Origin of the sequence: Brevibacillus sp. NPDC003359, from assembly GCF_042878995.1 — a bacterium.
Classification (GTDB): domain Bacteria; phylum Bacillota; class Bacilli; order Brevibacillales; family Brevibacillaceae; genus Brevibacillus.
The window spans coordinates 839,468-864,302 of sequence record NZ_JBIAOR010000001.1; the positions used below are offsets into that span (position 1 = coordinate 839,468).

Sequence of the window (24,835 nt, forward strand, 5' to 3'; positions counted from 1 at the left end):
GATGATGAAGAATACCGAATTAAAAGGGTATATGACCATACTGGCAGTTCTGTTATCTCTATTTACCATTTACCAGTTTATTGCACATCAACTGTTTTATGATCATTTGAAAAGCGACTCCATTGCAACCTGGGGTGAGATTACAGCTAGATTGGTTGAACAAAATCCCGAAAATGAAGCGGAAATTATGAAAGTCTTAACAAGTCATTCATCTAATTCAAGTAAGTATCAGGAAAAAGGAAGAGAGATCCTTAGAGAGTATGGATTAGATGAAGATTTGGAGTCAGAGCTTTTTCCCCTTTTAAATATTCATATTTCCAGCCATAATCAATTGATTTATTGGGGATTGATCTGTTTCGGATTAATGTTGTTTAGTGCAAGCTATATGCAATACAAGATTGTCTTCCATAAAATCAGACAACTTACTTCCGCAGCAAAAAAAATAATCGATGGGGACTACACGGTTGTCATCAATGAAAATAAAGAAGGGGATCTCGCCAAACTAGCGGTTTCCTTTCGTTCCATGAAAGATATTATTCGAAAAAGCATGCAGGATCTTCTTGAAGAGAAAGAGTTTTTAGCACAAATGCTGCAAGACATATCCCATCAATTAAAAACGCCTCTTTCAACTATATCCATCTACAACGAAATGATGTTGAACGCAGAGTTGCCTCGCCAGCAGCAAGTTCAATTACTGCAAAATAATGAAGTTCAAATCGCCAGAATGAATGTCTTAATTCAAAACTTGTTAAAGGTAGCAAAAATCGACGCCAGAGCTATTTCATTTGATAAAGAACCAGCAAATTTGGTGGAGACGATCGAGGAAGTTTTGGATCGCTTGACAAGCATGATCAGTGATAAACATATAGCCATTGACTGGGATGCGCCGGAGGAAATCGTCGTTCCTCACGATAAACTATGGATGCAGGAAGCTTTGTTGAACCTGCTAAAGAATGCGATCGAGCATTCCAAACCCACCAGTAAAATCATGATTCAAGTAAAAGATACACCGATCTATACGGAGTTGGTGATTCAAGACTTCGGTGAAGGAATTGCACCTGAGGAATTGGCGCATATTTTTGATCGGTTCTACAAAGCAAGCGGTTCTAAAAAACATGATTCGTCAGGGATTGGATTGGCGCTAGTCAAAGCCATTATCGAAGCACATCATGCCATGATTAAAGTGGAGAGTGAGAAAGATAACTATACAAGATTTACGATTACTTTCATGAAGTTTTGAGTAAATACAAGCAAAGAAAAGCCGGTTTCACCACGTTAAGAGGTGTAGCTGGCTTTTTCTTATGCTTTGTCCCTGGCATTCATTATGATCAACGGGTCGCCGTGCCAGCGAACGACTGAGCAGTTGTTTCAGTCCGATTCGTCCGCATGGCATGCGTTTGAAGGGAACTACACAAACGAGGTGCTCCATTTTTCGTTCATTCTCAAGGACGAAACACCCGTATTTATCGATGAGGATACGGAAATCGTTTGCGTTCCCCTTAGAGACAACCTGTTTTTCGCGGATGGATTTGGGCTACTGGAGTTTACGGAAGAAAACGGTGCCATCCTTCTGACTATTCAGGGCACGTGGCGTTTTTTCAAAAATTAATCGGAAGAATACGAATGCACACTGACCGTGATGTTTACAGGCTCATGGAAGGTGTGCATTTTATTTTTTTCAGCATCATGGAATGAGACATCAGCGTGCGGAAGATGGTGACTTGGTCCTCCTCGACCTCGGTGCAACCTCGAACTACTATGCGACCCCGGATGTGTTCGTAACAGAAGACTCTATTGAGTGTTAACTTGACATTCAATCCAACAGAGGTGAACGCACGCATGGTTCAAACTGGCAAGCCTATCCTTCTTCGCAATTCTTATGTTTTAATGAGAAAAGAAATGGCAGTCGAGTAGCTATGGAAGAGGGATAACATGAAGCGTCTAACGATCGGCTTGTTTGCCCATGTGGATGCGGGCAAGACTACTTTCGCCGAACAGTTGCTATATCATACGAACAGCATCCGGTCGCGGGGCCGGGTGGATCATCAAGATGCCTTTTTGGACAGCCACGATATCGAGAGGAAAAGAGGCATTACCGTGTTCGCCGATCAGGCGGTTATGCACCATAAGGGCGACGTTTATTATTTGATCGACACGCCTGGACACGTCGATTTTTCTTCCGAGATGGAGCGGGCGATCGGGGTAATGGATTACGCTATCGTGATAGTCAGTGCGGTAGAAGGTGTTCAGGGTCATACCGAGACAGTCTGGCAGTTGTTGCGCAAACATCGGATACCGACATTTTTCTTCATCAATAAAACAGATCGGATCGGCGCGGATGCCAGCAGGACGGAAGAGGAGATACGCAGTCAGTTGACAAGGGATGTCTGTTCAGTCAAGGACACTTTCGCCAACGGTATCGTCGGTGAGGGGCTACGGGAGATGATGACGGAGCGAAACGAGTCATTGCTAGAAGCGTTCATAGAGGAAAGGGACGATCAAGCTTTTTGGCTGGGTGCCTTGCAGGAGATGATACGAGAAGGGCGTCTTTTCCCCTGCGCCTGCGGCTCGGCATTGCAAGATGATGGCGTTGTAGAATTCCTGAATCAACTGTCCTTGTTGACGACTGCGTCTTATGACGAGACTGCTCCGTTCGGGGGGCGCATTTATAAAATTCGACACGCAGCAAACGGGTTGAGACTAACGTTCGTCAAAGCGCTGAGCGGCAATTTGAAGGTACGGGAGCTGATCAGCTATGAGAGCGGTGGACTTCGATACGAAGAGAAGATTACACAAATCTTATTGTTTAATGGTAGAAAATCGCAATCGGTTGAACAAGTAGCTGCCGGTGATTTGTTTGCGGTCGTCGGCTTGTCAGAGGCGGAAGCTGGACAAGGGGTGGGGCTCTACTCAGACAAGTTTGCTTATGAGACTGAGCCGACACTACAGTCGAAAGTACAGTTTGACGGTTCGCTTCACGTGCAGCAAGTGCTCGGTGCGTTTCGCATTCTGAATGCGGAGGACCCGTCTTTGAATGTGGTTTGGGAAGAGAGTTTGCAAGAGATTCACATTCGCGTCATGGGTCTGATCCAATTAGAAGTGCTGGAGCAGGTTGTGAAGGAACGCTTCGGTTTCGTTGTCACTTTCGGCCAACCAGAAATCTTGTATAAAGAAACGATACAGTCTGCTGTGACGGGGTATGGACACTTCGAGCCGCTCAGGCATTACGCGGAAGTACACCTCCTGCTTGAACCAGGAGAGCGAGGCAGCGGGATCCACTTCACTAGCGTATGTCATCCTGATGAACTGAGTTTCAACTACCAGAATCTGGTTGCCTCTCATCTCTACGAACGAGAGCATCATGGGCTATTGACAGGCATGCCGGTCGACGACATGAAAATTACGCTCCTAATAGGCCGTGCGCATAACGAACATACGCATGGAGGTGACTTTCGTGAGGCCACCTTCCGCGCGCTGCGGCAGGGGCTGGAGAAAGCGGAGAATATGCTGTTAGAACCATATTATGACTTCAAAATAAAGGTGGGAATGAACGAGATGGGGAGGGTACTTTCGGATATTCAGCGCGCCTCAGGTTCGTTCGAGCCACCGCAGATGTCGGATACGCATGCGGTCATTACGGGAAGGGTGCCCGTAGCAACATTCATGAATTACAGCACCGAATTCGCTTCCTTCACGCATGGACGAGGCAGCATCCGCTGTGTATTTGGCGGATACGATCGCTGCCATAACGCGGAGGAAGTGATTGAGCGGAAAAGCTATGAAAAGGATGCAGATCCGCTTTATACATCCTCCTCGATCTTTTGCGCCAGGGGGGCAGGATACTCGGTGCCGTGGGACGAGGCAGAAGCCAAGATGCATCTGCTCTAAGCAGAACCGAACAGGGCTGTATCAAGAGTTTCAAAGGTTACTTTCAATCCAGAGGGGCGAGCCTGATTAGGCTTCGCCCCATTTCGTTGATATGAAAATGGGCATAGCCCAATATGTGGCATATCTGTCTTCAACAGCTGACAATTCCACGCAATCCCTCTAAATCTACAACTCGAATGGCACTACGCTCAGATAGCTCAATCAAGCCTTGCTGTCGCCATTTCTGCAAAGTCTTGTTCACCGTAATGCGAGACGTATCAATATAGCGTGCAAAAGACGTCTGATCGATTGGGATATGATTATTTCCGTACACAGCTATCAGTTTGAGCAGATAATTAGCCATCTGTAGCTCAATGGGACTGTCAGTGAATGCGATGATTTCAGCCAGGAGACGGAGCTTATAGATTTGTGAATTGGTGAAGATTACTGCCGACTGTGGATGGTCTTGGCAGATGCGGGATAAGACCTCGTCGGAGAAAAAGTAAACGACGGAAGGAGAAGTAGTTATGGCTGATGTCAGGTATGAGCCGTTATAGGCGCCGTGCTCCCCGAACAACCCACCTGTGGGAATGTAATCGATAGACCGCTCATGCCCGTTCTCAGATAAGAGAGTGATCTTTACGCTCCCTTTGTCTAGATAATAAAATCCAGTTCCCACATCGCCTTGATGGTAGATCGTTGTATGTTTTCCCATTTCGATCTTCGTGCCATACATGAGGTACGGGGTCCACTGATAGCGAAGACAGGCCATTGTGACCACCTTTCACATTTAATGGATGTTACGGCGCTTCTCGATAGAAGGGAAGGGAGTTGCTGTGAGTTGTGGAGCCTTCAGCATATCTGGGCGTTTGACGACAAAGGATCGGTTTTTGATTTCAATGATGCCATGTTCCTTCCATGCCTTTAGGATCTTGTAGACAGTGATACGGGTGAGGCCAGCACATTCAGCAAGCTCTTGTTGTGTGAGGGGAACTTCGTGGTTTTTAAAGTCTTCGCAAATGTTAAGCAGGAGACGAGCGATTTGCTCTTCTGAAGTCAGTGCCTTCATGTTGATGGCGGTTAGAAGAATCCGCATTTTTTGATTGATTGTTTGGGTGAAAAGAGACAAGAGTTCAGGGCGTACCTTCAGCATTTCGAGGAATTGCAAACAGGAGAAATGGTAGACGACTGCATTCTTTACAGCAATAGCCGTGGTGAAATGAGGTTGTTGATCCATCGTTTGAAATCCCATGATTTGACCAGGGACTACGATGTTCACCAGGCGGTCTTTCCCTTTGAAGGTAGAGGTCACAATCTTGACTAATCCCTTATGAAGATAATAAAAACCTTCTCCCATCGTCTCTTGCTTATAGATCGCTGTTTTTCCTTTCACAAATTGACGGGTGCCGTATTCTAAAAGGGTTTCCCATTTCAAATCAGTTTCAAAAGTGGATACCATCATCACCGCTCCTTTCCTCATCCATCATCTTGCCTCTTCCAATCATCCACCCAATAACAAGTCTTAATTTTCTGAACTCACTACTCTTGAGTATATGAAATTAAAAAGCTCCTTACCAATATTTCAACGTGAAAATGACGTGCACTCGGAAAGAAAAACTGAATTGATGTTAATTCGTTTACATATCCTCAGTTGCCCATGAATCAGGGGAGCGGTTCGACTTTCTCACCCATTTTATATTTTTCAGCCGTGATGTTAAGTGGGTTACATTTTTCAGAAAAGACGGACATTATAATGCGATTTAAGAACAAATACGACTCAATCAACAAAAAACAACAGGGAGGAATTGGGGTGGGAATCCGTACAGGTGACCAATACATTCGGGGCTTGAGATCACGACAACCGGAGATTTGGCTGCAAGGCAGAAAGGTGACAAACGTATGTGAGGAAGCTGTTTTTCGACAGCCGATTCATGAAATAGCCAAACTGTATGACATGCAGCATGACGAGAAGTACCAGGAGAAGATTACCCATATTTGTCAGGAGACCGGGGAGCGTGTGAACAACGCCTTTCTCGTTGCAAAGACCCCTGAGGAATTGCAGGCAAAACGAGCGTTATACGACGCTTATGCAGAAGCCACTTTTGGCTTGATGGGAAGAACGCCGGATTTTCTCAATGTCGTCTTGACGTCACTATACAGCAATGCGTTTTTCTTGGAAAGGTACAATCCTCAGTGGGCGGAAAACGTGAAAAATTATTACAAGTATGTTCGCGACCAAGACCTATTTTTAACGCATGCGATTATTAATCCGCAAAATGACCGCAGCAAGTCCTCCCATGAACAAAACGATTTGTACACCCATTTGGGCGCAGTAAAGGAGACGCCGGAAGGGCTGATTGTCAAAGGAGCGAAAATGCTGGCAACGCTGGCGCCGATCACGGATGAAGTCATCATTTATTCGTTCCCAGGGTTCAAGCCAGGAGATGAGCGTTACGCCTTGGCATTTGCTATTCCGATTAACACACCGGGCCTACGCATAATTTGTAGAGAGCCCATGCAGGATGGAATTCGTTCCGTTTATGACCATCCTTTGGCATCGCGCTTCGAAGAAATGGATGCTGTTCTTGTCTTCAATGACGTACTCGTACCTTGGGAGCGCTTGTTCTTGTATAACAACGTAGAAGCGGCGAACCTGCTTTATCCAAAGACAGGCATCGGACAGCAGCCGGCGCACCAGACAGGGGTAAGGGGACTGCTAAAGCTTCAATTTGTCACGGAAGTTGCGATGCGGCTGGCAGACTCCATCGGGGTGGACGTCTATCCGAATGTCCAAAACAATCTCGGGGAGTTGGCGCAATCGCTGGAATCGGTCAGAGCACTTCTGAGAACAGCTGAGCTGGAATACGAGACCTTGCCGTCGGGCGAGCTCATGCCGGGTTACGTACAGCTCGAAACCATTCGCGGACTGCTTCCGAAGCTGTACCCGCGGGCGATCGAAGTCATTCAAATTATTGGAGCAGGTGGATTGCTCATGTCCCCGACTGACAGTGATATGGAGCATCCCGAGTTGGTGGAGGATATGGAAAAGTTTTATGCCGGACGGGAGGGTATCTCCGGTACAGATCGGGTACGCCTGTTTAAGCTCGCTTGGGACCTATGCGGGGAAGCCTTCGGACAACGTTTGCTGCAATACGAGCGGTACTATACCGGTGATCCGGTGCGCAAATTAGCGATTTTTTACAATAATTATAAGAAGTTTCATGCATGTACGATGGTGGATGACGCACTCAGCGTTTTTGCTGCCAAATCGGCATCGCAGACGGAGCAGATTCTTTAAACAAGAAGGAGAAACGATCTCACATAATCGCTAGGAGTTAAAAAAACAGGGAGGGAATCGAGCATGAGTACATTGCCACCTATCCATTTGTGGAAGTTTATCGAGGATCACATGGATCAGCTCAAGCCACCGGTGAATAACAAGGTGATTTGGAAAGATGCAGAACTAATGGTCATGGTAGTGGGAGGGCCGAATAAGCGGCGGGATTTTCACATTGATCCATCCGAGGAAGTCTTTTACCAGCTCAAGGGTGATTGCTTCGTAGAGATCATGAATCAGGATGGGAAGCGTGAGATCATTACGGTAAGAGAAGGCGAAATGTTCCTTCTTCCTGCGAATGTCCCGCATTCCCCACATCGGATCGCGGATACGATCGGACTCGTGATTGAGCGCAACAGAGATGAGGGAGAACTAGAGGACTTTGCTTGGTTCTGCGAAAACTGCGACCACGAAATGCATCGCGTACGGATTCAACTGACCAACATAGAGGTTCAGGTAAAAGAGGCGATCGAAGGATTTAACAGCAATCTGGAGCTGCGTACATGCAAAAAATGCGGGAACGTCATGTCTCCGGAAGCGAGTGAGTGGAAATGCGAGTAGATTTCCATACCCACATTATTCCAGAGGATCTTCCCAACCTGGCTGAACGCTTTCATGGAGAGCGCTGGCCAGTTCTGCACCGCACTTGCACATGCGGGGCAAATATTCTGGTCGGGGGAAAAGTATTTCGCGAAGTGACAGATCAGGTGTGGGATCCCCAAAAACGGATTCATGACATGCAGCAAGAAGGCGTGGATATGCAGGTATTGTCACCCATTCCGGTCACGTTTTCCTACTGGGCCCCGGCAGCCGAAGCGGAAGTGATGGCGCGGATTCAAAACGATTTTATCGCAGAGACGGTCAACCAACATCCGAATCATTTCATCGGATTGGGAACAGTTCCATTGCAAGATACCGAGGCAGCCATTCGGGAAATGGATCGCTGCATGCACGAGCTCGGCCTGAGAGGGATCGAAATCGGTACCAACGTAAATGGCAACAATCTGGACGACCCGGGACTGATTCCTTTTTTTGAAATGTGTCAGACATGGGATGTGCCACTCTTCGTACATCCATGGGAGACGCTGGGCAGAGATCGGATGCCGCGGCACAACCTGATGTACACCGTCGGGATGCCAAGCGAGACAGCGCTTGCTGCAGCAAGTCTTATCTTGGGAGGCGTGATCGAGAAGTTTCCGCGCCTGAAAATCTGCTTTGCCCATGGCGGCGGCTCTTTTCCTTATATTCTACCCAGGCTGGACCAAGGCTGGAAGGTATGGCCGCATCTGCGTCTGACCGATCAACCGCCTAGTGTGTACGCGAAACAATTCTACTTTGATTCCTTGACGTACGACCCACTGAACATCCAATACATGATGAAGCGCTTTGGCGAAGATAGAATCATGATGGGATCGGATTATCCCTTCCTGCTTCGTGAAACACCTCCCGGGGAAGTCATCGATCATACTTTGGAGCTGAATGACGGACAGAAGCGGGCGTTGCTGGGTGAAAACGCGCTTCGCTTCCTGAACATAAAGGAGATGAACGGACTGTGAAGCATCAGACTGAAACACCGGAACAACGTCTACAGGCTATGGGTCTAGACCTACCCGAACCGAGACAGCCGGCCGGTAATTATGTCGGTTGTGTCCAAGCGGGCAATCTCCTCTTTCTGGCAGGCCAAGGGACAAACGAATATCGAGGGAAGCTGGGACAGGATGTCACGATAGAGGAAGGTTACCTGGCTGCCAGGCAGTGTATGCTCAATCTGCTGGCTGTTGCCAAACATGAACTAGGGGAACTGGGAAGAGTCAAAAGAGTGATCAAAATACTCGGGTTCGTTAACAGCGATCCAGCTTTCATCGATCAGCCTAAAGTCATGAATGGGGCATCCGATTTGTTGGTGGAGCTTTTCGGCGAGAAAGGTAGGCATGGGCGGTCCGCTGTAGGGATGGCCCAACTCCCGCTAAATAACGCCGTAGAAGTAGAGATGATCTTGGAAATCGAGAATTAGGAGGATTCCCATGAGTCAGACTGCCAAGGAAAACCAGATACGAAAAGACGCCAAGCTATTCATAGACGGAGATTACGTGGACGCTCTTTCAGGTGAAACCTTCGATACGATCAACCCAGCGACAAACCTCAAGCTGGCTTCTGTGGCCAATGCAAGTGTGCTGGATGTAAAAAGGGCGATCGACGTGGCGCAGCGTACGTTTGAGTCAGGCGTTTGGAGTGAGATGTCCGTAGATGAGCGCGCCAAGATTCTCTGCAAAATGGCTGACCTGGTGATGGAGCGTGTGGATGAACTCGCTTTGGTGGAGACGCTCGATGTCGGCAAGCCGATCAAAGAAAGCCGGGGCTTCGATATTCCGAGAGCGGCAGCCAATTTGCGCTTCTTTGCCGAAATGGCCAAATACATGGTCCATGAGCATTATGAAATGCGTCATTTTATGTCCTACGCCAAATATGCTCCGGCAGGTGTGACAAGTCTGATCATTCCATGGAATTTGCCCTTCATGCAGATGACTTGGAAAGCATCGGCGGCTTTAGCGGCGGGAAATACCATCGTTGTAAAGCCAGCCTCGTACACGCCACTCTCGGCAGTGATGCTCGGAGAGATTGCCAATGAAGCAGGTCTGCCTCCTGGCGTGCTCAACATCATCACTGGTCCGGGCGGGACTGTCGGGACTGCGATGACGACGCATCCCCATGTGCGCCGGATATCTTTTGTGGGAGAATCTAACACCGGCAAGACCGTCATGCAGAATGCCGCTTCGCAACTGATTCCGGTATCGCTCGAATTAGGAGGCAAATCAGCCAATATCGTATTTGAAGATGCCGATCTGGATGAAGCGGTAAAAGGCTCGATCGAGGCGATATTCCGCAACCAGGGCGAGATTTGTCTGGCAGGATCGCGTTTGTTGGTGCAAGAAAGCGTATATGATCAGTTTCTGGACAAATTTGTGGCGGCTGTTCAAAGGATCAAGGTGGGAAATCCTCTCGAACCAGAGACGGATATGGGAGCGTTGGTGTCCCGCAGTCACTTGGAGACGGTGGAGCACTACATCCAGATCGGACTGGAAGAAGGAGCCAAGCTCGGTTACGGTGGAAAACGGATCAGTGGTCTGGGTGACGGCAATTTCCTAGAACCAACCGTTCTCTATGATGTAGACAACAAAATGAGGGTGGCGCAGGAAGAGATTTTCGGTCCGGTCATCGTGATCATTCCATTCCGTACAGAAGAGGATGCTATTCGGATCGCCAATGATTCTGCTTACGGCCTGGCAGGAGTGGTTTGGACCAACGACCTGCGTCGCGCGCATCGCGTTGCTGATCGAGTGAAGGCAGGTCTTTTATGGATCAATTGCTGGTATGTGCGTGACTTGCGAACTCCGTTTGGCGGTGCCAAGGACAGCGGAATTGGCCGCGAAGGCGGTCGCCACAGCTTCGAATTCTACTCCGAGGTCAAGACAGTCACAATGAGATTATAGCGAAAAGGACAGCAAATCAAGGAGGGAGCCTTGTGGACATAGAAAAGATCACGCGATTCGCCGATCATTTAGCGGCAGCGAGTCGTGAAGGGGTGGGAGTAGCACCACTCACTTTACTGGATCCGCAAATCAGCGAGATAGAGGCATACCACGTTCAATTGAAGACGATTGAGCGAAAAGTGAAAGAAGGCGCGAGGATTTCAGGGAAGAAAATCGGCCTGACCTCTCGTGCCATGCAGACACTGCTTGGCGTGGAACAGCCAGACTATGGACATCTATTGGACGACATGGTCGTGGAAAACAACGGAGAACTGCCTTTCAAGCATGTCCTTTCGCCAAAGGTAGAAGCAGAAATTGCCTTCCTGCTGAAGCGCGATCTGGAAGGGCCACATGTAACCATCTATGACGTCTTGATGGCAACGGAATATGTAGTGCCTGCTTTGGAAATCGTGGACAGCCGTATAGCCAACTGGCAAATCAAACTAGAAGACACAGTTGCGGACAATGCATCCTCGGGCTTCTATGTGCTGGGTGGACATCCCGTGAAACCGCAAGATCTGGATCTTCCTCTGGTAGGAATGGCGTTTTATAAAAATCAGGAGCTGGTCAATACCGGTGTTGGTGCCGCCGCATTGGGCAATCCCGCATCCTGTGTGGCGTGGTTAGCGAACAAGCTGTACGAATTAGGGATTACACTCAAAGCTGGAGAAATCATCTTGTCCGGTGCGTTATCGGCAGCGGTTGAAGCAAAGCCTGGCGATGTATTTCACACACGGATTGCTGGACTTGGTTCAGTAGGAGTCAGGTTTGGCAAGTGAAAAATAGGAAAGGAGGGCATGTATGAAGAAAGTAAAAGTAGCAATACTGGGCTCGGGGAACATCGGGACAGACCTGATGATCAAGCTTGGAAGGTCGCCAGTTCTTGAACTGACGTCCATGATTGGAATCGATCCTGATTCGGATGGTCTGCGTAGAGCAAAGGCAGCTGGATACTACGTATTTGACGGCGGGTTGAAACCGTTTTTGGAGAGCGGCGCGGATCTTGCGGATATCGTCTTTGACGCTACTTCAGCCAATGCACATATTCGGCATGCCAATGCGCTCAGGGAGGCAGGAAAGTTCGCCATCGATCTGACACCTGCTGCTGTGGGGCCCTATGTAGTACCATCTGTGAATCTCGGTGCGCATTGGAATGAAAAGAACATCAATCTGATCACATGCGGCGGCCAGGCTACTATTCCAATCGTTCATGCGATAGGGAGCGTGAGTCCCGTCAGCTACGCAGAGATCGTGGCCACTATTTCCAGTAAAAGCGCGGGTCCTGCCACACGTTCCAACATCGATGAATTTACGGAGACGACCGCACATGGTATCGAAGCGATCGGCGGAGCGAAGAAAGGCAAGGCGATCATCATCCTGAATCCGGCGGAGCCGCCGATCCTGATGAGAGATACGGTCTATGCAGTAGTGGAGGAAGGTGCGGACCGACAGGCGATCGTGAAGGCTATCCACCAGACCGTTGCCTATATTCAATCATACGTTCCTGGTTACCGCATGCGCTCAGAACCGATCTTTGATGAAAACAAAATCACCGTTTTTTTGGAAGTGGAAGGCGCGGGCGACTACCTCCCTACTTATTCAGGCAATCTGGATATCATGACGGCGACAGCGGTGAAGGTAGCAGAGGAATATGCCAAGCATGCTGTCGGCATCGGCACGGTTATATAGCCACGAATGAAAGGAGGAACCGCCTATGAGTCGTGACATTGTGATCACCGAGGTAGCTCTTCGAGATGGGAGCCATGCGATCAATCACCAGTTTACGGTGGAGCAAGTAGTTGCGGTGGCGCGTGCATTAGATGAAGCGAACGTACCGTATATTGAAGTCTCCCATGGAGATGGATTGGCCGGATCGTCCCTGCAATATGGGCTGTCCAGGACCCCTGAACTGGAGCTGATCGAGGCGGCCGTTTCGGTTTGTAAACAAGCGAAAGTGGGAATTCTTCTGCTGCCGGGAATCGGCACGATCAAAGATTTGAAGACGGCTGCAGGGCTAGGGGTAGGCATGGCACGAATCGCCACACATGCGACCGAAGCGGATGTCTCAGCTCAGCATATTTATCGGGCTAAAGAGCTTGGCTTGAAAACAGTTGGCTTTTTGATGATGTCGCATATGGCTGCTCCGGAAAAGCTGGCGGAGCAAGCTGGACTCATGCAAAGCTATGGGGCAGATGTCGTGCACATCGTCGATTCTGCTGGCGCTCTGCTACCTGATCAAGCAGGGGAACGAGTCCGGGCGTTGAAGCAATGTTTGAATATTCCTGTTGGCTTCCATGCACACAACAATTTGTCTTTAGCTATGGCCAATACGCTCGTCGCCATTAAAGAGGGGGCCACCTGGATTGACGGCAGTGTTCGGTGCTTGGGTGCAGGTGCGGGCAATACACAAACCGAGGTTCTCCTTGCTGTACTGGATCGAATGAGCATTCAGACGGGCGTCGATCTCTACAAAATGATGGACCTGGCAGAGGAAATCGTGTCGCCGATTCTTCAAGTACCACAGGAAATTACCAGAGACGCTCTGGTTCTCGGATACGCGGGTGTCTATTCCAGCTTCCGGCTTCATGCCGAGCGTGCAGCCAGGAAATTCGGCATCGACTCCCGGGATATTTTGATCGAGCTGGGAAGACGAAAGGCCGTGGGTGGACAAGAAGACATGATCGTGGATGTCGCAGCGGAAATCGCCCAACACAATAGCTCTACCAAAATCAGATAGGGGGTGATCAGCGTGCTATCGGAACCATTGTACAAAAGGTTGGCTCAGAAGCTGGTGGATGCGGAGTTGAATAGGGAGGAGGTCGTGAAACTGACGGCTGAATACCCCGAGCTGACAGTGGAAGATGGATATCGTATTCAAAATGAGCTGGTTTCCCTCAAGCTTGAGCAGGGACATCGAATCTTTGCCTCTAAAATGGGTTTGACCAGTCAGGCAAAAATGAAGCAGATGAATGTTCACGAACCGATTCGGGGCTACATTTTTGACTATATGAATATCGAGGACGGCATTCTTCCGATCAATGAATTGATTCATCCCAAGGTGGAAGCGGAAATCGCCTTTGTTTTGAGTGAGGATTTGGAAGGACCCGGCATAACTGAGGCTCATGTCCTGGCATCCACAGACTATGTGGTTCCAGCACTGGAGATTATCGACAGCAGGTATGCGCAGTTCCAGTTTACCTTGCCGGATGTCATTGCCGACAATACTTCGTCTTCCCGTGTGTTTATCGGATCGACGTGGAGAAAGCCTGATGAACTTGACCTCGATTTGGTAGGCGTTACTCTTTCGATCAATGGCGAGCTCAAAGACTTGGGGGCTGGTGCGGCAGTTCTCGGTCATCCAGCCCACTCGGTCGCGATGCTGGCGAACATGCTCGCTCGGGAAGGCCGCAAGCTGCACAAGGGAGATTTGATTTTGTCCGGGGGCATTACCGGTTCCCACCAGCTACGGGAAGGGGATGTCGTAAGCGCCAAATGGGGTGGCCTCGGAAGCATTGAGTTTGTGGTGAAAACGGGATAGGCAGTAAGGCGAAAAGCCGAGAAGAATGCAGGGAGTTATCCCGTATTCTCTCGGCTTCTTTTTACGTCCCAATTAGGATTTACTTTCAAATCAGCAATAATTTTATCCGGTTTTCCTTTTTACCTACTTGCTAAATTCAGCAAGTAAAATATTTTTAAAGTTAGCTTTACCCATACTGTTCAAATTGACGGCCAACGTATGCTTGCCTCCAAGTGTACCACCAACAAGAGTAATAAACCCTGGAATGCTACCTGTGTGTCCCCATATCGAGACACCATTTGGAAGCTTAGTTTCATAGATTCCAAGACCATATCCGCTGATTTCAGCACTTCCTGTAGGAACTGTAGTAAGCATTTGTTTTAATTGCTGTTCTTTCAGTAATTTGCCACTGAGTAAGTAAGAGAAGAATTTGTTTAAGTCGTCGGCAGTAGAAATCATATCTCCAGCCGAACTAGCTATACTTGGGTTATAATAAGTAACGTCTTTTAGCTCACTTGCTCCGTCTGGTTGGACATATCCACGGGCATGGTTGGTGCCTGGAATAACGCTTGAATTGCCAGGTAGGAATGTATTCGACAATTCAAGTGGTTCAATAATCCGATTTTCAATCTCTTCCGCATAGCTGTTCCCGGTTACTTTTTCAATAAGGATACCCATTAATACGTATCCTGTGTCTGAATAAGACCAGCCTTGTCCTGGGGCAAAGTCTGGAGGCAGAGAAAGCCCAATCTTCACTAATTCTTCAGCGGTATATGTTTGTTTTGTATTCATCATATCAGCGTCTTTTGACCTTAAGTATTCAGCGATACCACTTGTATGGTTCAATATCTGCCGGATAGTAATCTGGTTACCATCATATCCGTTTCCTTGAACGACACCAGGCAACCATTTTTCGATGGAGTCGTCTAGATTCAGTTGGTTCTCTCCAGCTAATTGTAGTACAACTGTTGCGGTAAACGTCTTCGTCACGCTGCCGATGCGAAAGCGAAAATCTGTTTCCATTGGTTTCTTGGTGCTCAGATTCGCTACCCCAGCGGCATAACCCCACGTTTTTCCATCCTCGGAAGTTTTAGCGAGTATCCCTGGGATTCCCAGTTGCAATATATCCCGCATTGCTTGCTTGACGGAATTACGATCTCGTTGAGTGCTTGTTTGTAACGAACTAGATACATTTTGAGTGGGTTCTGCTTTTACAATTGAGGTCGGTGTTGTGTATAAGAGGGAACTTCCAGATATTAAAAGAGCCAGACTTGCAAATGTAATTTGACTACGTATTTTCATTAGGCATTCCTCTCTTCTATTCATATTGTCTAGGTGGTTGCTTGCTTTTCCTGAAACACTCTTGTTACTGGTTTGCTTTTCATATATAAGTCATATCTGTTCCGCCTTTCACGCTTCTTTATACTTTTATCATACACAATGAAAATTTCCTTTTTCTTACCTATTCCTTACAAATTCCTTACGTTCAAAATAGCTTCTATAATAGGGTAAATTCCGCATTAACTACTGGTAATAGCAATCCTTATTTAAAAGTGATAGTATAGCTGGGTAAAATCACAAGGGGGTATCATCCATTGGCAAAAACCATCTTGATCGTTGAAGATGAGCATATATTGCGAGAAATCTTGAAGGATTATTTCGAAAACGAAGGCTATGAAGTGTTAGAAGCATCGGATGGGAATGAAGCGCTATCCTTATTTCAGACGAGTGAAGTACACTTAATCCTATTAGACATCATGCTGCCTGAATTGGACGGATGGTCTGTTTGCCAACGCATTCGCAAGTCATCCAACGTTCCGATTATCATGCTGACAGCTCGCATCGATGAGGATGATACGATCTTTGGGTTTGGACTGGGGGCAGATGATTACGTGACCAAGCCATATAGCCCTCCTATATTATTGGCACGAGCAAAAAGGCTGTTGGAGAGTCGGCATGTTTCCGGACTGGCAGATGAGGAGTTGTCGAACAGCGGCATTACGATCCATTTCCCATCCCGAACAGTTGCGGTAGATGGGAGCAAGACCGATTTAACGCATACTGAATTTGAAATGTTAGCTTACTTGATGAGGAATAAAGGAATGATCATCACGAGGGAGCAATTGATCACCAAAATATGGGGATATGATTTTGCGGGCGATGATCGAACCGTAAATAGTCACATTCGTAATCTTCGCTCGAAACTAGGGGACAAATCAACATGTATTACCACAGTCGTTCGTTCGGGTTATAAATTCGAGGAACTGCCATGAAAAAGGGAATTGTTCTAAAGCTGTTTCTATTAACGTCTTCATTATGCATGCTCATTTTAGCTGTGATCTTTATTGGACAAACTTTGTTTTTCAAACAATTTTATGTGCACCAAAAGGAGGGGGATGTAAAAACAGCCCTCCAATCTTTTCAGGAGGATTATCTGAGAAATGCCGGAGATGCACAGACTGCTGCTAGGCTTGAGCAGGAGTTTTATCAAAAGCATAACACTTGGATTGCGGCTCTCGATTCTCAGGGCAATTTGAAAAATGCTGACGATTATTTCATGGAGGTCAGGCTGGATCTTATGAAAGGCGATCCCGACTTTTCTGGCCGTGCGATAAAGATCCCGCTATATAAGTTTATAAGAGTGGAAGAATTTTTCAGTAACGCATTTATCACTCCATGGATCAAAGAAGGGGAACGAATCGCTGTTGAAGGTCTGAAAATGAACAATCAGCTGGTTATTCAGCGGATGGGGAGGAACTTCGCTAATCTTCGGGAGGAAAACCACCTGGAAAATCGGCAGATGGTGAGCAAAGAGTACGAGGTAGTCACCCGATATCCAAGTGCGTTCCAATACCGCGAAAAGTACCCCAGCATCTTGGCAACCGGAACGATTACAGGAGTACGAATCCCGGAAGGCGCAGGAAGTTCGCGTTATACGAACTACCTGTTTCTGGAGCGTATCAAAGCTTTCCAGGCCGATCTGTTGTATGGCGACTATGATCATACCGGGAATGCGAATCAAATCATGGACTATGAAGAAAACCACACGAATTACAAAATATTCGTGAACCAGATCGAAGACAGAAACGGAAATCCCGCTTACATTTTCGCGATGACATCGCTACAGCCTGTGAATGAAGCTGCGGTTGTACTACAAAATTACTATCTCTATATTATTATCGGCACCCTGTTGCTCGTGCTGATGGCATCGTTTTATTATTCCCGCTGGATTGCCCGGCCGCTACTGCACATCAACCGTACGACTCAGCAAATGGCAGGGCTTGATTTTTCGGAAAAAATTCCAGTAACGACCAAAGATGAGATCGGCGATTTGTCGCGCAATATTAATGAGCTTTCCGACCGACTACATTCCCATATCCTGCAGCTTGAGCAGGATATCGAGAAAGAGAAACAGTTGGAACATACGAGAAAGGAATTCATCTCAGGGGTATCGCATGAGTTAAAGACACCGCTAAGCGTGATCCAAAGCTGCCTGTCGATCCTAAAAGACGGGGTGGCGAGCCATAAGAAGGATTATTATTTCGAAGCGATGGAAAATGAAGTGAAAAAGATGGACATGCTCATTGTAGATATGCTGGAATTGGCGAAATACGAATCCGGGACGTACAAAATGAAGATGGAGCAGTTTCCGCTAGATACCGTGATTACACAGATTTGTGAGAAATTGCGATCTGAAATGGAAAGCAAACAGTTGCATTTGCATACCGATTTTATTCCGGTTAACGTAGTGGCCAACCAGCTACGCATCGAGCAAGTTCTCGTCAACTTCCTGACAAACGCCATTCGTTATACACCTGAACATGAAACCATCATCATTTCGAGCATTGAAGAGAAGGACATGGTAAAAGTTTGTATCGAAAACAAAGGGGCTCATATACAGGAAGAACATCTCAAGAAAATATGGGATCGATTCTATCGAGCGGAGTCTTCCCGCCACCGTTCAACAGGAGGAATCGGGCTCGGTCTTGCGATCTCCAAAAAGATTTTGGAAATGCATGATGTACCATACGGCGCTTACAATACGGAAGAAGGCGTCATGTTTTACTTTTATCTAAATAAGGAAGCATAGACATTGTCTATTACCCAAGTGCAGAACTCGTTTCTGTGCTTTTTTGTTTTCTTTTCGTTTTAACGTATTCTTTAATCCATTTCGATTTATTCTGCACTTTATCTTTATCTCCCTCTAGTATCCTCTTACTAAGCAAGAAGACGAAATCCTTGCTGAATGTAAGAAAGAGAGGGCAGTAAATGATCAGTGACAAGAAATTCATTTTTATGGCATTGCTCGTATTTGTCATGGTTATGTTTGGTTTTTTGTATAACCATCCTGAGAACAGCAATGATAGCCATGTCGATTCGTCCGAATACAAGATTGTCATCGATCCAGGGCATGGCGGCAAAGATCATGGCGCTGAGGGTGTTAGTGGTCGGGCCGAAAAGGATTTTACTTTGCAGCTAGCACGCAAGGTAAAGGAGTTAGCGGAGCAAGATTCGCGCATGCAGGTGTATCTGACGAGAAGCGATGATCGCTTTTTATCTTCGATAGAGCGAGAAAGACCGCAATTTGCAAATCAGTTGGGGGCAGACTTGTTTATTTCTCTCCACGGAAATACCTATACAGATCCTACTGTTTCGGGAACAGAAACGTATTATTATCATCCGGAATCCCTTCTGCTTGCAGAGAGCATCCAGAAGCATGTGAGGGATGCGACCGGCTTTCAGGATCGGGGTGTAAAAAAAGCTGATTTTTTTGTCGTCAAGGATACAAGAATGCCGGCAGTACTACTTGAGGTTGGTTATCTAACCAATCCGTCGGAAGAACAAAAACTGTTGGAAGAAGATTTTCAATATCGTATTGCCGCTTCGGTAATAGAGGGTATACAAGATTATCTGGGAACAACTGAAAACACTTGAAAGGAAGTAATACCATGAGAAAAAATACTTTTGTAACGATACTGACAGGAATCATTGCATTATCAATTACTGCGTGCGGAAATCAAGCAACACCACCCTCCGTACCACAAGAGAGTAGTTCCGTTTCCAGTGCAACGGAGGCTCCGTACAAAAAGATGTTTCAAACAAGTGTATTTGCAGGGGATTCGATTATGGAGGGGCTATCTTACCATGATGTCCTGGATAAAGCCAATGTGAGTGCAGGTGCAGGCAAAACAGCCGAATTCGCGTTGGAGGATGTTAGTGAGCTGATAAAAAGAAATCCGAAGCACGTCTTTATTCAATTGGGATCAGATGACATCCTATGGCCGACAGACGATCCCCTGACATACTCGTATAAGCATTACGCGAAATTAATTGACAGCATCAAAAAAGGACTTCCAGAAGCAAAAATAACCTTGTTATCGGTCACACCGGTTACTGTAGAAGCGGAAAAGATCGAGCCTCGTTATCAAAAAATTAACGATTACAACAAAGGATTACAAGTGCTTGCTACTGAGAAAAAAGTAGCGTTCGTCGATTTGTCTCCGATCTTTGTCAGCAATCAAGATCTGTACGATAAGGACGGCATCCATTTTAAGGAAAAATATTACGAGTTGCTGTTGGACTTCTTGAAAGACCACGTGAGCTAATATACTAAAATCTATTCATGACTGAAGGTGACGATAGTTGGTATTTAGCAGTCTCATCTTTCTGTACTACTTTCTGCCGATCACGATATTGCTATATTTTATAGTGCCAACGATCCTAAAAAATGTGGTACTCTTTGCCGCTAGTCTGGTGTTCTATGCATGGGGGGAACCTGTGTATATCTTCCTTATGCTTTTTTCAACGGTGTTTGATTATGCAAACGCACGATTGATTGATAAGTTTAGACACCGCAAAGGGATTGCCAGAACGGTGTTTATTACTTCGCTTACCGGAAGCTTGGGCATTCTCGGATTTTTCAAATACGGCGGGTTTGTCATGGACAATCTCAATCATTGGTTCGGCCTGAATGTACAAATGGCTGACCTTCCACTTCCAGTGGGAATATCCTTTTATACGTTTCAAACGATGTCATATATCGTAGATGTGTACCGGGATCGGGTGCCTGTACAAAAAAATATACTGTCCTTTGGTCTCTATGTGACGATGTTTCCCCAGTTGGTGGCCGGGCCTATCGTGAAATACGGCGATATTGCCCACCAGCTTTCCTATCGAAAAGTGACGTTGGAACGATTTGGCGAAGGGGCGGAATTGTTTATAAGAGGATTGGCCAAGAAAGTGCTGCTCGCCAACAACATCGGTACGTTGTGGACGAGTGTGAAAGCAGTACCTGCTGATGAAGTCTCTGTTCTTTCCGCATGGATTGGCATCATCGCCTTCAGCTTTCAGATTTATTTTGACTTCAGCGGATATTCGGATATGGCGCGCGGTCTTGGTAAAATGTTTGGCTTCGATTTTATGGAAAACTTTAGGTACCCTTACATCTCGAAAAGCATAACGGAGTTTTGGCGCAGATGGCATATTTCATTAGGTACCTGGTTCCGGGAGTATGTGTATATCCCCCTTGGGGGGAATCGGGCAGGCATACTGCGCCAGTTCATCAATTTGCTTGTGGTATGGTTTCTCACCGGGCTATGGCACGGAGCAAGTTGGAATTTTGTTATCTGGGGTTTGTATTTCGGGCTGTTTATTATGCTAGAAAAATGGCTACTGTTACGCTGGCTGCAAAACTCGCATGCCTTTGTCGGGCATGTTTACACGATTCTGATTGTGATCGTTGGATGGGTCATCTTTGAATTGGAGCATATCTCTGACGCCTGGACATTCATCCAAACCATGTTTGGATTCGGTTCGCATAACGTCACTGACACGCAATCACTTTACTTCTTGTCTACTCATTGGCTTCTCTTGCTCCTGATGGCCGTGTGCGCGACTCCATTTCCGAAGCAGGCTGTTTCGTACGTGAGAGAAAAATTTCATTTGGCGGGGAATGCTGCCGCTGTTGCCATGCATGTCATTTTTCTGCTGCTGTCCACAGCTTTCCTGGTTAATGATACGTACAATCCTTTCTTATACTTTCGATTTTGAAGAAGGTGGTATTTCTGAACAGACCTAATTTTACGTACTCACACATGCTCGCAATTCTGCTGATCGTTTTTTTGGGGAGCATGACGGCATGGAACCTTTTGACTCCAGATAAGCTTTTCTCAGAATCGGAAAATCGGAGTTTGGAGCAACGAGCGAACTTTTCCTTTCGAAGTCTGATGTCGGGAACGTTTGCTTCCGATGTAGAGAAATACATTGCTGACCAGTTTGCGGGAAGGGATATTTGGATCGGGTTAAAGTCGGAGGCGGAACGGATGGTTGGGAAAAAGGAGAGCAACGGGGTTTATTTGGGTAAGGATGGATTTTTGCTGCAAAAATTCACCCCGCCTACCGAGGATAATCTGAAGGCAAAGGTCAGAGCGATCCATGCGTTCGATGAAGTGACTCCCGATCTGCGAAAATACGTGATGTTGGTTCCTACTGCTCAGAGTGTGCTGACTGACAAGCTCCCTACGTATGCTACGGATCATGGTGAGCTTGCTTACAGAAACAGAGTGCATCAATCTTTACGTAAACAGATTCGTATCGTAGATGTCTATCCGGCACTTTTCGCCAATCAGGATCAATCTATTTATTATAAAACAGACCATCATTGGACGACCCATGGCGCTTACTATGCCTATCAGGAGTTGGGTAAGAAGATGGGATTTGAACCAAAAACAAAAGAAGATTTCCGTATGGAAACAGTTACAGATAGCTTTTATGGTTCCTTGTATTCCAAGAGCGGTTACAGGCATGTGAGGCCAGACAGCATAGATCTTTATTTGCCAAAGAAGAGTGAGACGTACGATGTCACTTATGTTGATGAGCAGCGGCGGTCGGACTCTCTGTACGAGAGAGAGAAATTAGAGACGAAGGATAAGTATACAGTCTTTCTTGGCGGAAATTATGGCTTGATTAAAATAGGTACGGAAAACCAGGAGGGCAGAAAACTGCTGGTGGTCAAAGACTCCTACGCAAACAGCTTGATTCCTTTTTTGACGCATAACTTTCAAGAAATCTATGTCGTTGATCTCAGATATTATGATGGGGATATCAAGAAACTCATACAGGAACAGCACATTCACGACATGCTTTTGCTATACAATGTCCAGACGTTTTTTGAAGATCCATCTATCCAGACTTTAACAGAATAGGCGAGATGAAAGGGGATCAAGTAATATGGCAGGATTGCTTGCTAACAGAGGTAATAATTATTGGAAATGGTTGGTTCCGTTACTTTTTTGGACAATCTTATTAGGCGGGATAACTGGATGTTCGAATACAGAAGAAGATACCTCGATTCATACAGCGACGGAGGTGGGGGAACACATCCAGCAAACCGTGAAGCTGGAGGAAATGAAACAAGGCGATTTTACTAAACTGCAAAAGCTCTACCAGATTGCTCCTGAAGAGGTGGAAGATTTCGTCTTGTTTACGGCTTCATCTAATGTGGAGGCAGATGAGCTCTTGGTACTGAAAGTAAAAGACATCAATCAGGTCGATGTTGTCAAAGAGAAGGTGCAGAAACGAATTGAGGCGCAGACCGTAAAGTTTAGAGACTATCGCCCGATAGAATATCATCTCGTGGAAAAGCATGTTTGGAGGGTGAAGGACCAATTTATACTCTTCGCGGTCTCTGAAAAAAATGATCAAATTAAACGCGCTTTTGAAGAGTTTTTTCAATAACGACTCTCGTTAGAGAAACACTTGTTTATGTAGATTTCTGCTAACTAATCATCCGATTTATCCTGAGTCATTCAAATTTATGATAATATGAGAAAAATATGAGACGGAACACGAATGAATAGATAGCGAGTGAAAAGAAATCTATTATCTGCTAGAGTTCTTTTAAACTAGAGGTGGCAACATGTTAAAACGTTTATTTGTTTCAGGATACAAGGCTCACGAGCTTGGCATTTTCAATGAAAAGAATCCGGGGTTAGCAATTATTAAGAAAGCACTGAAGCGGGAACTCGTAAGATTCCTTGAGGAAGAATTGGAATGGGTCATCATATCAGGTCAACTCGGGGTAGAAATGTGGGCAGCCGAAACTGTTCTGGAATTGAAAAAGGACTATCCACAGCTAAAGCTGGCGGTAATTACTCCGTTTTTGAATCAAGAGGAAAAGTGGAAAGAAGAAACCCAGGATTACTACCGAAATATTGTGACGCAAGCCGACTATATCAATAGTGTCTATCAAACACCTTACCAGGGAGTTTGGCAGCTTGGAGAGAAAGACAAATTCTTGCTATCCAATTCAGATGGTATCTTGTTAGTTTACGATGAAGAAAACGAAGGCTCACCGAAATTTCTAAGTAAGCTCGCCGCAAAAAAAACGGATATGGGCGATTATCAGTTAATTCGAATTAACGCATATGACTTACAGACCATTGCAGAGGAACAGCAGCAAGAATTATACAATGACTACTTCTAAACAAAGAAACCAGCTATGAAAAGCTGGTTTTTATTCTTGCATAGTCGCTGGGGACTAAATCGCCGACCAAAAACCATTGAAAATCGCTTCTTACTTTGGATGATTTATCTAAGACCTGGTTCTCTAATTAGTAACCCTGATGGAACCATATCATAAGAGTGTCCAATCAACTAACTCAGACACTAAAATACAGTTTTCAAAAGCCTTGAAACCAACTTGCGACGAGACAACAGATACTGCACTCCCCCTCAGCATATAAAGGGCCAGCTCTTCAATCAATCCCAAAACGGATGTAGCTTCATGGCTAAACTGCGATCGATTATCACTTCTTCAAGATTGATGACCGTACATGATCAATGGCTTATAAAACAGCTACGTTTCAAAAACTTTTAAGAAGTGACGAGTTAGCACCGGAACAGTATCGGACAATAACGGAAAATTCATATCGCGATTAAAGTCTATTATTCTTTTACAGCTGCATGAGCGAGCGAAAATGTAGATGTCAGTCCGGCATAGTCACCGGCCAAGCTTGCTAACGGCTTCCAACTATCGACTGCAATTTTGTAGTTTCCTGCATAGCAAGCTGGGTTCAACTGTACGCATTCCACGATTCCAAGTACTAGATGATCCACACCGACAGGAATAATCCGATCCAGCTTAAGCTCGAAAGCGATCGGGGCTTCTAGAACGGCTGGCACATCGACACTTTTGCAAGGCTTTGTCGTGACTCCAGCAAGCTCAAATTCGTTTTTTTTCGGCCCGACATTTGCGGACGACCGTTGCATCGCCTCACCTAGAGGCTCAGAGACCATATTAATGACAAACTCACCGACTTCCCGAATATTCGTCAGCGTATCCTTAACCGTGCCTTCCCGCTCGCCTACACCTGGGCCAATGGATATCAGTAGCGTTGGTGGGTTGCGGGAAGCAATCGTAAAAAAACTAAAGGGAGCTAAATTAAGTACACCTTCCTTGCTTTTGGACGAAACCCACGCAATGGGTCTCGGTACAACTGAACCAATCATCAACTTATACATTTCTTGCTCACTTAAATCACTCGTAATAAACTCGATTGCATCATAACTTGGCATAATTATTAT

Annotated in this window: 24 protein-coding genes; 20 read left to right on the forward strand and 4 right to left on the reverse strand. The window is 46.3% G+C overall.

Going from position 1 to position 24,835, the window contains the following annotated elements:
• The first annotated feature begins 4 nt into the window (after nucleotides 1-4).
• The 3 genes from ACFYU8_RS03795 to ACFYU8_RS03805 all read left to right on the forward strand — a co-directional run bounded on the left by ACFYU8_RS03795 (nucleotide 5) and on the right by ACFYU8_RS03805 (nucleotide 3,888).
• Nucleotides 5-1,240 carry a sensor histidine kinase gene (locus ACFYU8_RS03795; protein WP_390297293.1) on the forward strand — a complete coding sequence of 412 codons (1,236 nt, stop codon included), beginning with the start codon at nucleotides 5-7 and terminating at the stop codon, nucleotides 1,238-1,240.
• Nucleotides 1,241-1,324: 84 nt separating this feature from the next.
• A complete protein-coding gene (locus ACFYU8_RS03800; protein WP_390295668.1) occupies nucleotides 1,325-1,609 on the forward strand; it encodes a hypothetical protein in 285 nt (94 codons plus the stop codon).
• A gap of 323 nt (nucleotides 1,610-1,932) precedes the next feature.
• Nucleotides 1,933-3,888 (forward strand): GTP-binding protein, encoded by a 1,956-nt coding sequence (locus ACFYU8_RS03805; protein WP_390295666.1) that lies wholly within the window; start codon nucleotides 1,933-1,935, stop codon nucleotides 3,886-3,888.
• 130 nt (nucleotides 3,889-4,018) lie between these two features.
• Here the strand turns inward: ACFYU8_RS03805 and ACFYU8_RS03810 are convergent, their stop codons facing one another.
• Both ACFYU8_RS03810 and ACFYU8_RS03815 read right to left on the reverse strand, forming a co-directional pair.
• Nucleotides 4,019-4,639, reverse strand: a complete 621-nt coding sequence (locus tag ACFYU8_RS03810) for a Crp/Fnr family transcriptional regulator (RefSeq protein ID WP_390295663.1) — start codon at nucleotides 4,637-4,639, stop codon at nucleotides 4,019-4,021.
• Nucleotides 4,640-4,657: 18 nt separating this feature from the next.
• Entirely contained in the window at nucleotides 4,658-5,326 is a 669-nt protein-coding gene (locus ACFYU8_RS03815; protein ID WP_390297290.1) for a Crp/Fnr family transcriptional regulator, read from the reverse strand.
• A 351-nt stretch (nucleotides 5,327-5,677) separates the two neighbouring features.
• On the opposite strand from ACFYU8_RS03815, the gene ACFYU8_RS03820 reads away from it, so the two are divergent.
• The 9 genes from ACFYU8_RS03820 to ACFYU8_RS03860 all read left to right on the forward strand — a co-directional run bounded on the left by ACFYU8_RS03820 (nucleotide 5,678) and on the right by ACFYU8_RS03860 (nucleotide 14,272).
• Complete coding sequence (locus ACFYU8_RS03820; RefSeq protein WP_390295660.1) at nucleotides 5,678-7,165, forward strand: 4-hydroxyphenylacetate 3-hydroxylase family protein; 1,488 nt, start codon at nucleotides 5,678-5,680, stop codon at nucleotides 7,163-7,165.
• A gap of 63 nt (nucleotides 7,166-7,228) precedes the next feature.
• Nucleotides 7,229-7,765, forward strand: a complete 537-nt coding sequence (locus ACFYU8_RS03825; RefSeq protein ID WP_390295657.1) for a 3-hydroxyanthranilate 3,4-dioxygenase — start codon at nucleotides 7,229-7,231, stop codon at nucleotides 7,763-7,765.
• Nucleotides 7,756-8,760 (forward strand): amidohydrolase family protein, encoded by a 1,005-nt coding sequence (locus tag ACFYU8_RS03830; protein ID WP_390295654.1) that lies wholly within the window; start codon nucleotides 7,756-7,758, stop codon nucleotides 8,758-8,760. Before ACFYU8_RS03825 ends, ACFYU8_RS03830 begins: the two co-directional genes overlap by 10 nt.
• Entirely contained in the window at nucleotides 8,757-9,218 is a 462-nt protein-coding gene (locus tag ACFYU8_RS03835) for a RidA family protein (RefSeq protein ID WP_390295651.1), read from the forward strand. Before ACFYU8_RS03830 ends, ACFYU8_RS03835 begins: the two co-directional genes overlap by 4 nt.
• A gap of 10 nt (nucleotides 9,219-9,228) precedes the next feature.
• Nucleotides 9,229-10,695, forward strand: coding sequence for an aldehyde dehydrogenase (locus ACFYU8_RS03840; RefSeq protein WP_390295649.1), 1,467 nt, complete (start codon nucleotides 9,229-9,231; stop codon nucleotides 10,693-10,695).
• 32 nt (nucleotides 10,696-10,727) lie between these two features.
• Entirely contained in the window at nucleotides 10,728-11,513 is a 786-nt protein-coding gene (locus ACFYU8_RS03845) for a 2-keto-4-pentenoate hydratase (protein ID WP_390295646.1), read from the forward strand.
• 22 nt (nucleotides 11,514-11,535) lie between these two features.
• On the forward strand, nucleotides 11,536-12,423 hold the full coding sequence (locus ACFYU8_RS03850; protein WP_390295644.1) for an acetaldehyde dehydrogenase (acetylating): 888 nt from the start codon (nucleotides 11,536-11,538) through the stop codon (nucleotides 12,421-12,423).
• A gap of 25 nt (nucleotides 12,424-12,448) precedes the next feature.
• On the forward strand, nucleotides 12,449-13,471 hold the full coding sequence (gene dmpG / locus ACFYU8_RS03855; protein ID WP_390295641.1) for a 4-hydroxy-2-oxovalerate aldolase: 1,023 nt from the start codon (nucleotides 12,449-12,451) through the stop codon (nucleotides 13,469-13,471).
• Nucleotides 13,472-13,483: 12 nt separating this feature from the next.
• Nucleotides 13,484-14,272 (forward strand): 2-keto-4-pentenoate hydratase, encoded by a 789-nt coding sequence (locus ACFYU8_RS03860; RefSeq protein WP_390295639.1) that lies wholly within the window; start codon nucleotides 13,484-13,486, stop codon nucleotides 14,270-14,272.
• 123 nt (nucleotides 14,273-14,395) lie between these two features.
• On the opposite strand, the gene ACFYU8_RS03865 is transcribed toward ACFYU8_RS03860, so the two are convergent.
• Nucleotides 14,396-15,553 carry a serine hydrolase domain-containing protein gene (locus tag ACFYU8_RS03865; RefSeq protein WP_390295637.1) on the reverse strand — a complete coding sequence of 386 codons (1,158 nt, stop codon included), beginning with the start codon at nucleotides 15,551-15,553 and terminating at the stop codon, nucleotides 14,396-14,398.
• 293 nt (nucleotides 15,554-15,846) lie between these two features.
• Between ACFYU8_RS03865 and ACFYU8_RS03870 the strand changes: the two genes are divergently transcribed.
• From ACFYU8_RS03870 to ACFYU8_RS03905, 8 genes are all read left to right on the forward strand, one after another.
• A complete protein-coding gene (locus tag ACFYU8_RS03870; RefSeq protein WP_390295635.1) occupies nucleotides 15,847-16,524 on the forward strand; it encodes a response regulator transcription factor in 678 nt (225 codons plus the stop codon).
• Nucleotides 16,521-18,341: a sensor histidine kinase gene (locus ACFYU8_RS03875; protein ID WP_390295633.1), complete on the forward strand. Its 1,821-nt coding sequence runs from the start codon at nucleotides 16,521-16,523 to the stop codon at nucleotides 18,339-18,341. The genes ACFYU8_RS03870 and ACFYU8_RS03875 overlap by 4 nt, the downstream gene beginning before the upstream one ends.
• A 179-nt stretch (nucleotides 18,342-18,520) precedes the next feature.
• Nucleotides 18,521-19,186, forward strand: a complete 666-nt coding sequence (locus tag ACFYU8_RS03880; RefSeq protein WP_390295631.1) for an N-acetylmuramoyl-L-alanine amidase family protein — start codon at nucleotides 18,521-18,523, stop codon at nucleotides 19,184-19,186.
• Between the two features lie 14 nt (nucleotides 19,187-19,200).
• Entirely contained in the window at nucleotides 19,201-19,857 is a 657-nt protein-coding gene (locus ACFYU8_RS03885) for a GDSL-type esterase/lipase family protein (protein ID WP_390295628.1), read from the forward strand.
• Between the two features lie 37 nt (nucleotides 19,858-19,894).
• Nucleotides 19,895-21,301 (forward strand): MBOAT family O-acyltransferase, encoded by a 1,407-nt coding sequence (locus ACFYU8_RS03890; RefSeq protein ID WP_390295626.1) that lies wholly within the window; start codon nucleotides 19,895-19,897, stop codon nucleotides 21,299-21,301.
• 80 nt (nucleotides 21,302-21,381) lie between these two features.
• Complete coding sequence (locus ACFYU8_RS03895) at nucleotides 21,382-22,455, forward strand: DHHW family protein (RefSeq protein ID WP_390295624.1); 1,074 nt, start codon at nucleotides 21,382-21,384, stop codon at nucleotides 22,453-22,455.
• A gap of 25 nt (nucleotides 22,456-22,480) precedes the next feature.
• Nucleotides 22,481-22,987, forward strand: coding sequence for a DUF4358 domain-containing protein (locus ACFYU8_RS03900; RefSeq protein ID WP_390295622.1), 507 nt, complete (start codon nucleotides 22,481-22,483; stop codon nucleotides 22,985-22,987).
• A gap of 181 nt (nucleotides 22,988-23,168) precedes the next feature.
• Nucleotides 23,169-23,735: an SLOG family protein gene (locus ACFYU8_RS03905; protein ID WP_390295619.1), complete on the forward strand. Its 567-nt coding sequence runs from the start codon at nucleotides 23,169-23,171 to the stop codon at nucleotides 23,733-23,735.
• Nucleotides 23,736-24,196: 461 nt separating this feature from the next.
• Here the strand turns inward: ACFYU8_RS03905 and ACFYU8_RS03910 are convergent, their stop codons facing one another.
• Entirely contained in the window at nucleotides 24,197-24,826 is a 630-nt protein-coding gene (locus tag ACFYU8_RS03910) for a flavin reductase family protein (protein ID WP_390295617.1), read from the reverse strand.
• Nucleotides 24,827-24,835: the final 9 nt, after the last annotated feature.

Bases quoted from the DNA above. Each gene is read 5' to 3' on its own strand.
- ACFYU8_RS03875 (WP_390295633.1), top strand. From the start codon at position 16,521: ATGAAAAAGGGAATTGTTCTAAAGCTGTTTCTATTAACGTCTTCATTA.
- ACFYU8_RS03795 (WP_390297293.1), top strand. From the start codon at position 5: ATGAAGAATACCGAATTAAAAGGGTATATGACCATACTGGCAGTTCTG.
- ACFYU8_RS03880 (WP_390295631.1), top strand. From the start codon at position 18,521: ATGATCAGTGACAAGAAATTCATTTTTATGGCATTGCTCGTATTTGTC.
- ACFYU8_RS03910 (WP_390295617.1), bottom strand. From the start codon at position 24,826: ATGCCAAGTTATGATGCAATCGAGTTTATTACGAGTGATTTAAGTGAG.
- ACFYU8_RS03810 (WP_390295663.1), bottom strand. From the start codon at position 4,639: ATGGCCTGTCTTCGCTATCAGTGGACCCCGTACCTCATGTATGGCACG.
- ACFYU8_RS03815 (WP_390297290.1), bottom strand. From the start codon at position 5,326: ATGGTATCCACTTTTGAAACTGATTTGAAATGGGAAACCCTTTTAGAA.
- ACFYU8_RS03840 (WP_390295649.1), top strand. From the start codon at position 9,229: ATGAGTCAGACTGCCAAGGAAAACCAGATACGAAAAGACGCCAAGCTA.
- ACFYU8_RS03900 (WP_390295622.1), top strand. From the start codon at position 22,481: ATGGCAGGATTGCTTGCTAACAGAGGTAATAATTATTGGAAATGGTTG.
- ACFYU8_RS03805 (WP_390295666.1), top strand. From the start codon at position 1,933: ATGAAGCGTCTAACGATCGGCTTGTTTGCCCATGTGGATGCGGGCAAG.
- dmpG (WP_390295641.1), top strand. From the start codon at position 12,449: ATGAGTCGTGACATTGTGATCACCGAGGTAGCTCTTCGAGATGGGAGC.
- ACFYU8_RS03825 (WP_390295657.1), top strand. From the start codon at position 7,229: ATGAGTACATTGCCACCTATCCATTTGTGGAAGTTTATCGAGGATCAC.
- ACFYU8_RS03800 (WP_390295668.1), top strand. From the start codon at position 1,325: ATGATCAACGGGTCGCCGTGCCAGCGAACGACTGAGCAGTTGTTTCAG.
- ACFYU8_RS03865 (WP_390295637.1), bottom strand. From the start codon at position 15,553: ATGAAAATACGTAGTCAAATTACATTTGCAAGTCTGGCTCTTTTAATA.
- ACFYU8_RS03905 (WP_390295619.1), top strand. From the start codon at position 23,169: ATGTTAAAACGTTTATTTGTTTCAGGATACAAGGCTCACGAGCTTGGC.
- ACFYU8_RS03885 (WP_390295628.1), top strand. From the start codon at position 19,201: ATGAGAAAAAATACTTTTGTAACGATACTGACAGGAATCATTGCATTA.
- ACFYU8_RS03830 (WP_390295654.1), top strand. From the start codon at position 7,756: ATGCGAGTAGATTTCCATACCCACATTATTCCAGAGGATCTTCCCAAC.
- ACFYU8_RS03895 (WP_390295624.1), top strand. From the start codon at position 21,382: ATGACGGCATGGAACCTTTTGACTCCAGATAAGCTTTTCTCAGAATCG.
- ACFYU8_RS03850 (WP_390295644.1), top strand. From the start codon at position 11,536: ATGAAGAAAGTAAAAGTAGCAATACTGGGCTCGGGGAACATCGGGACA.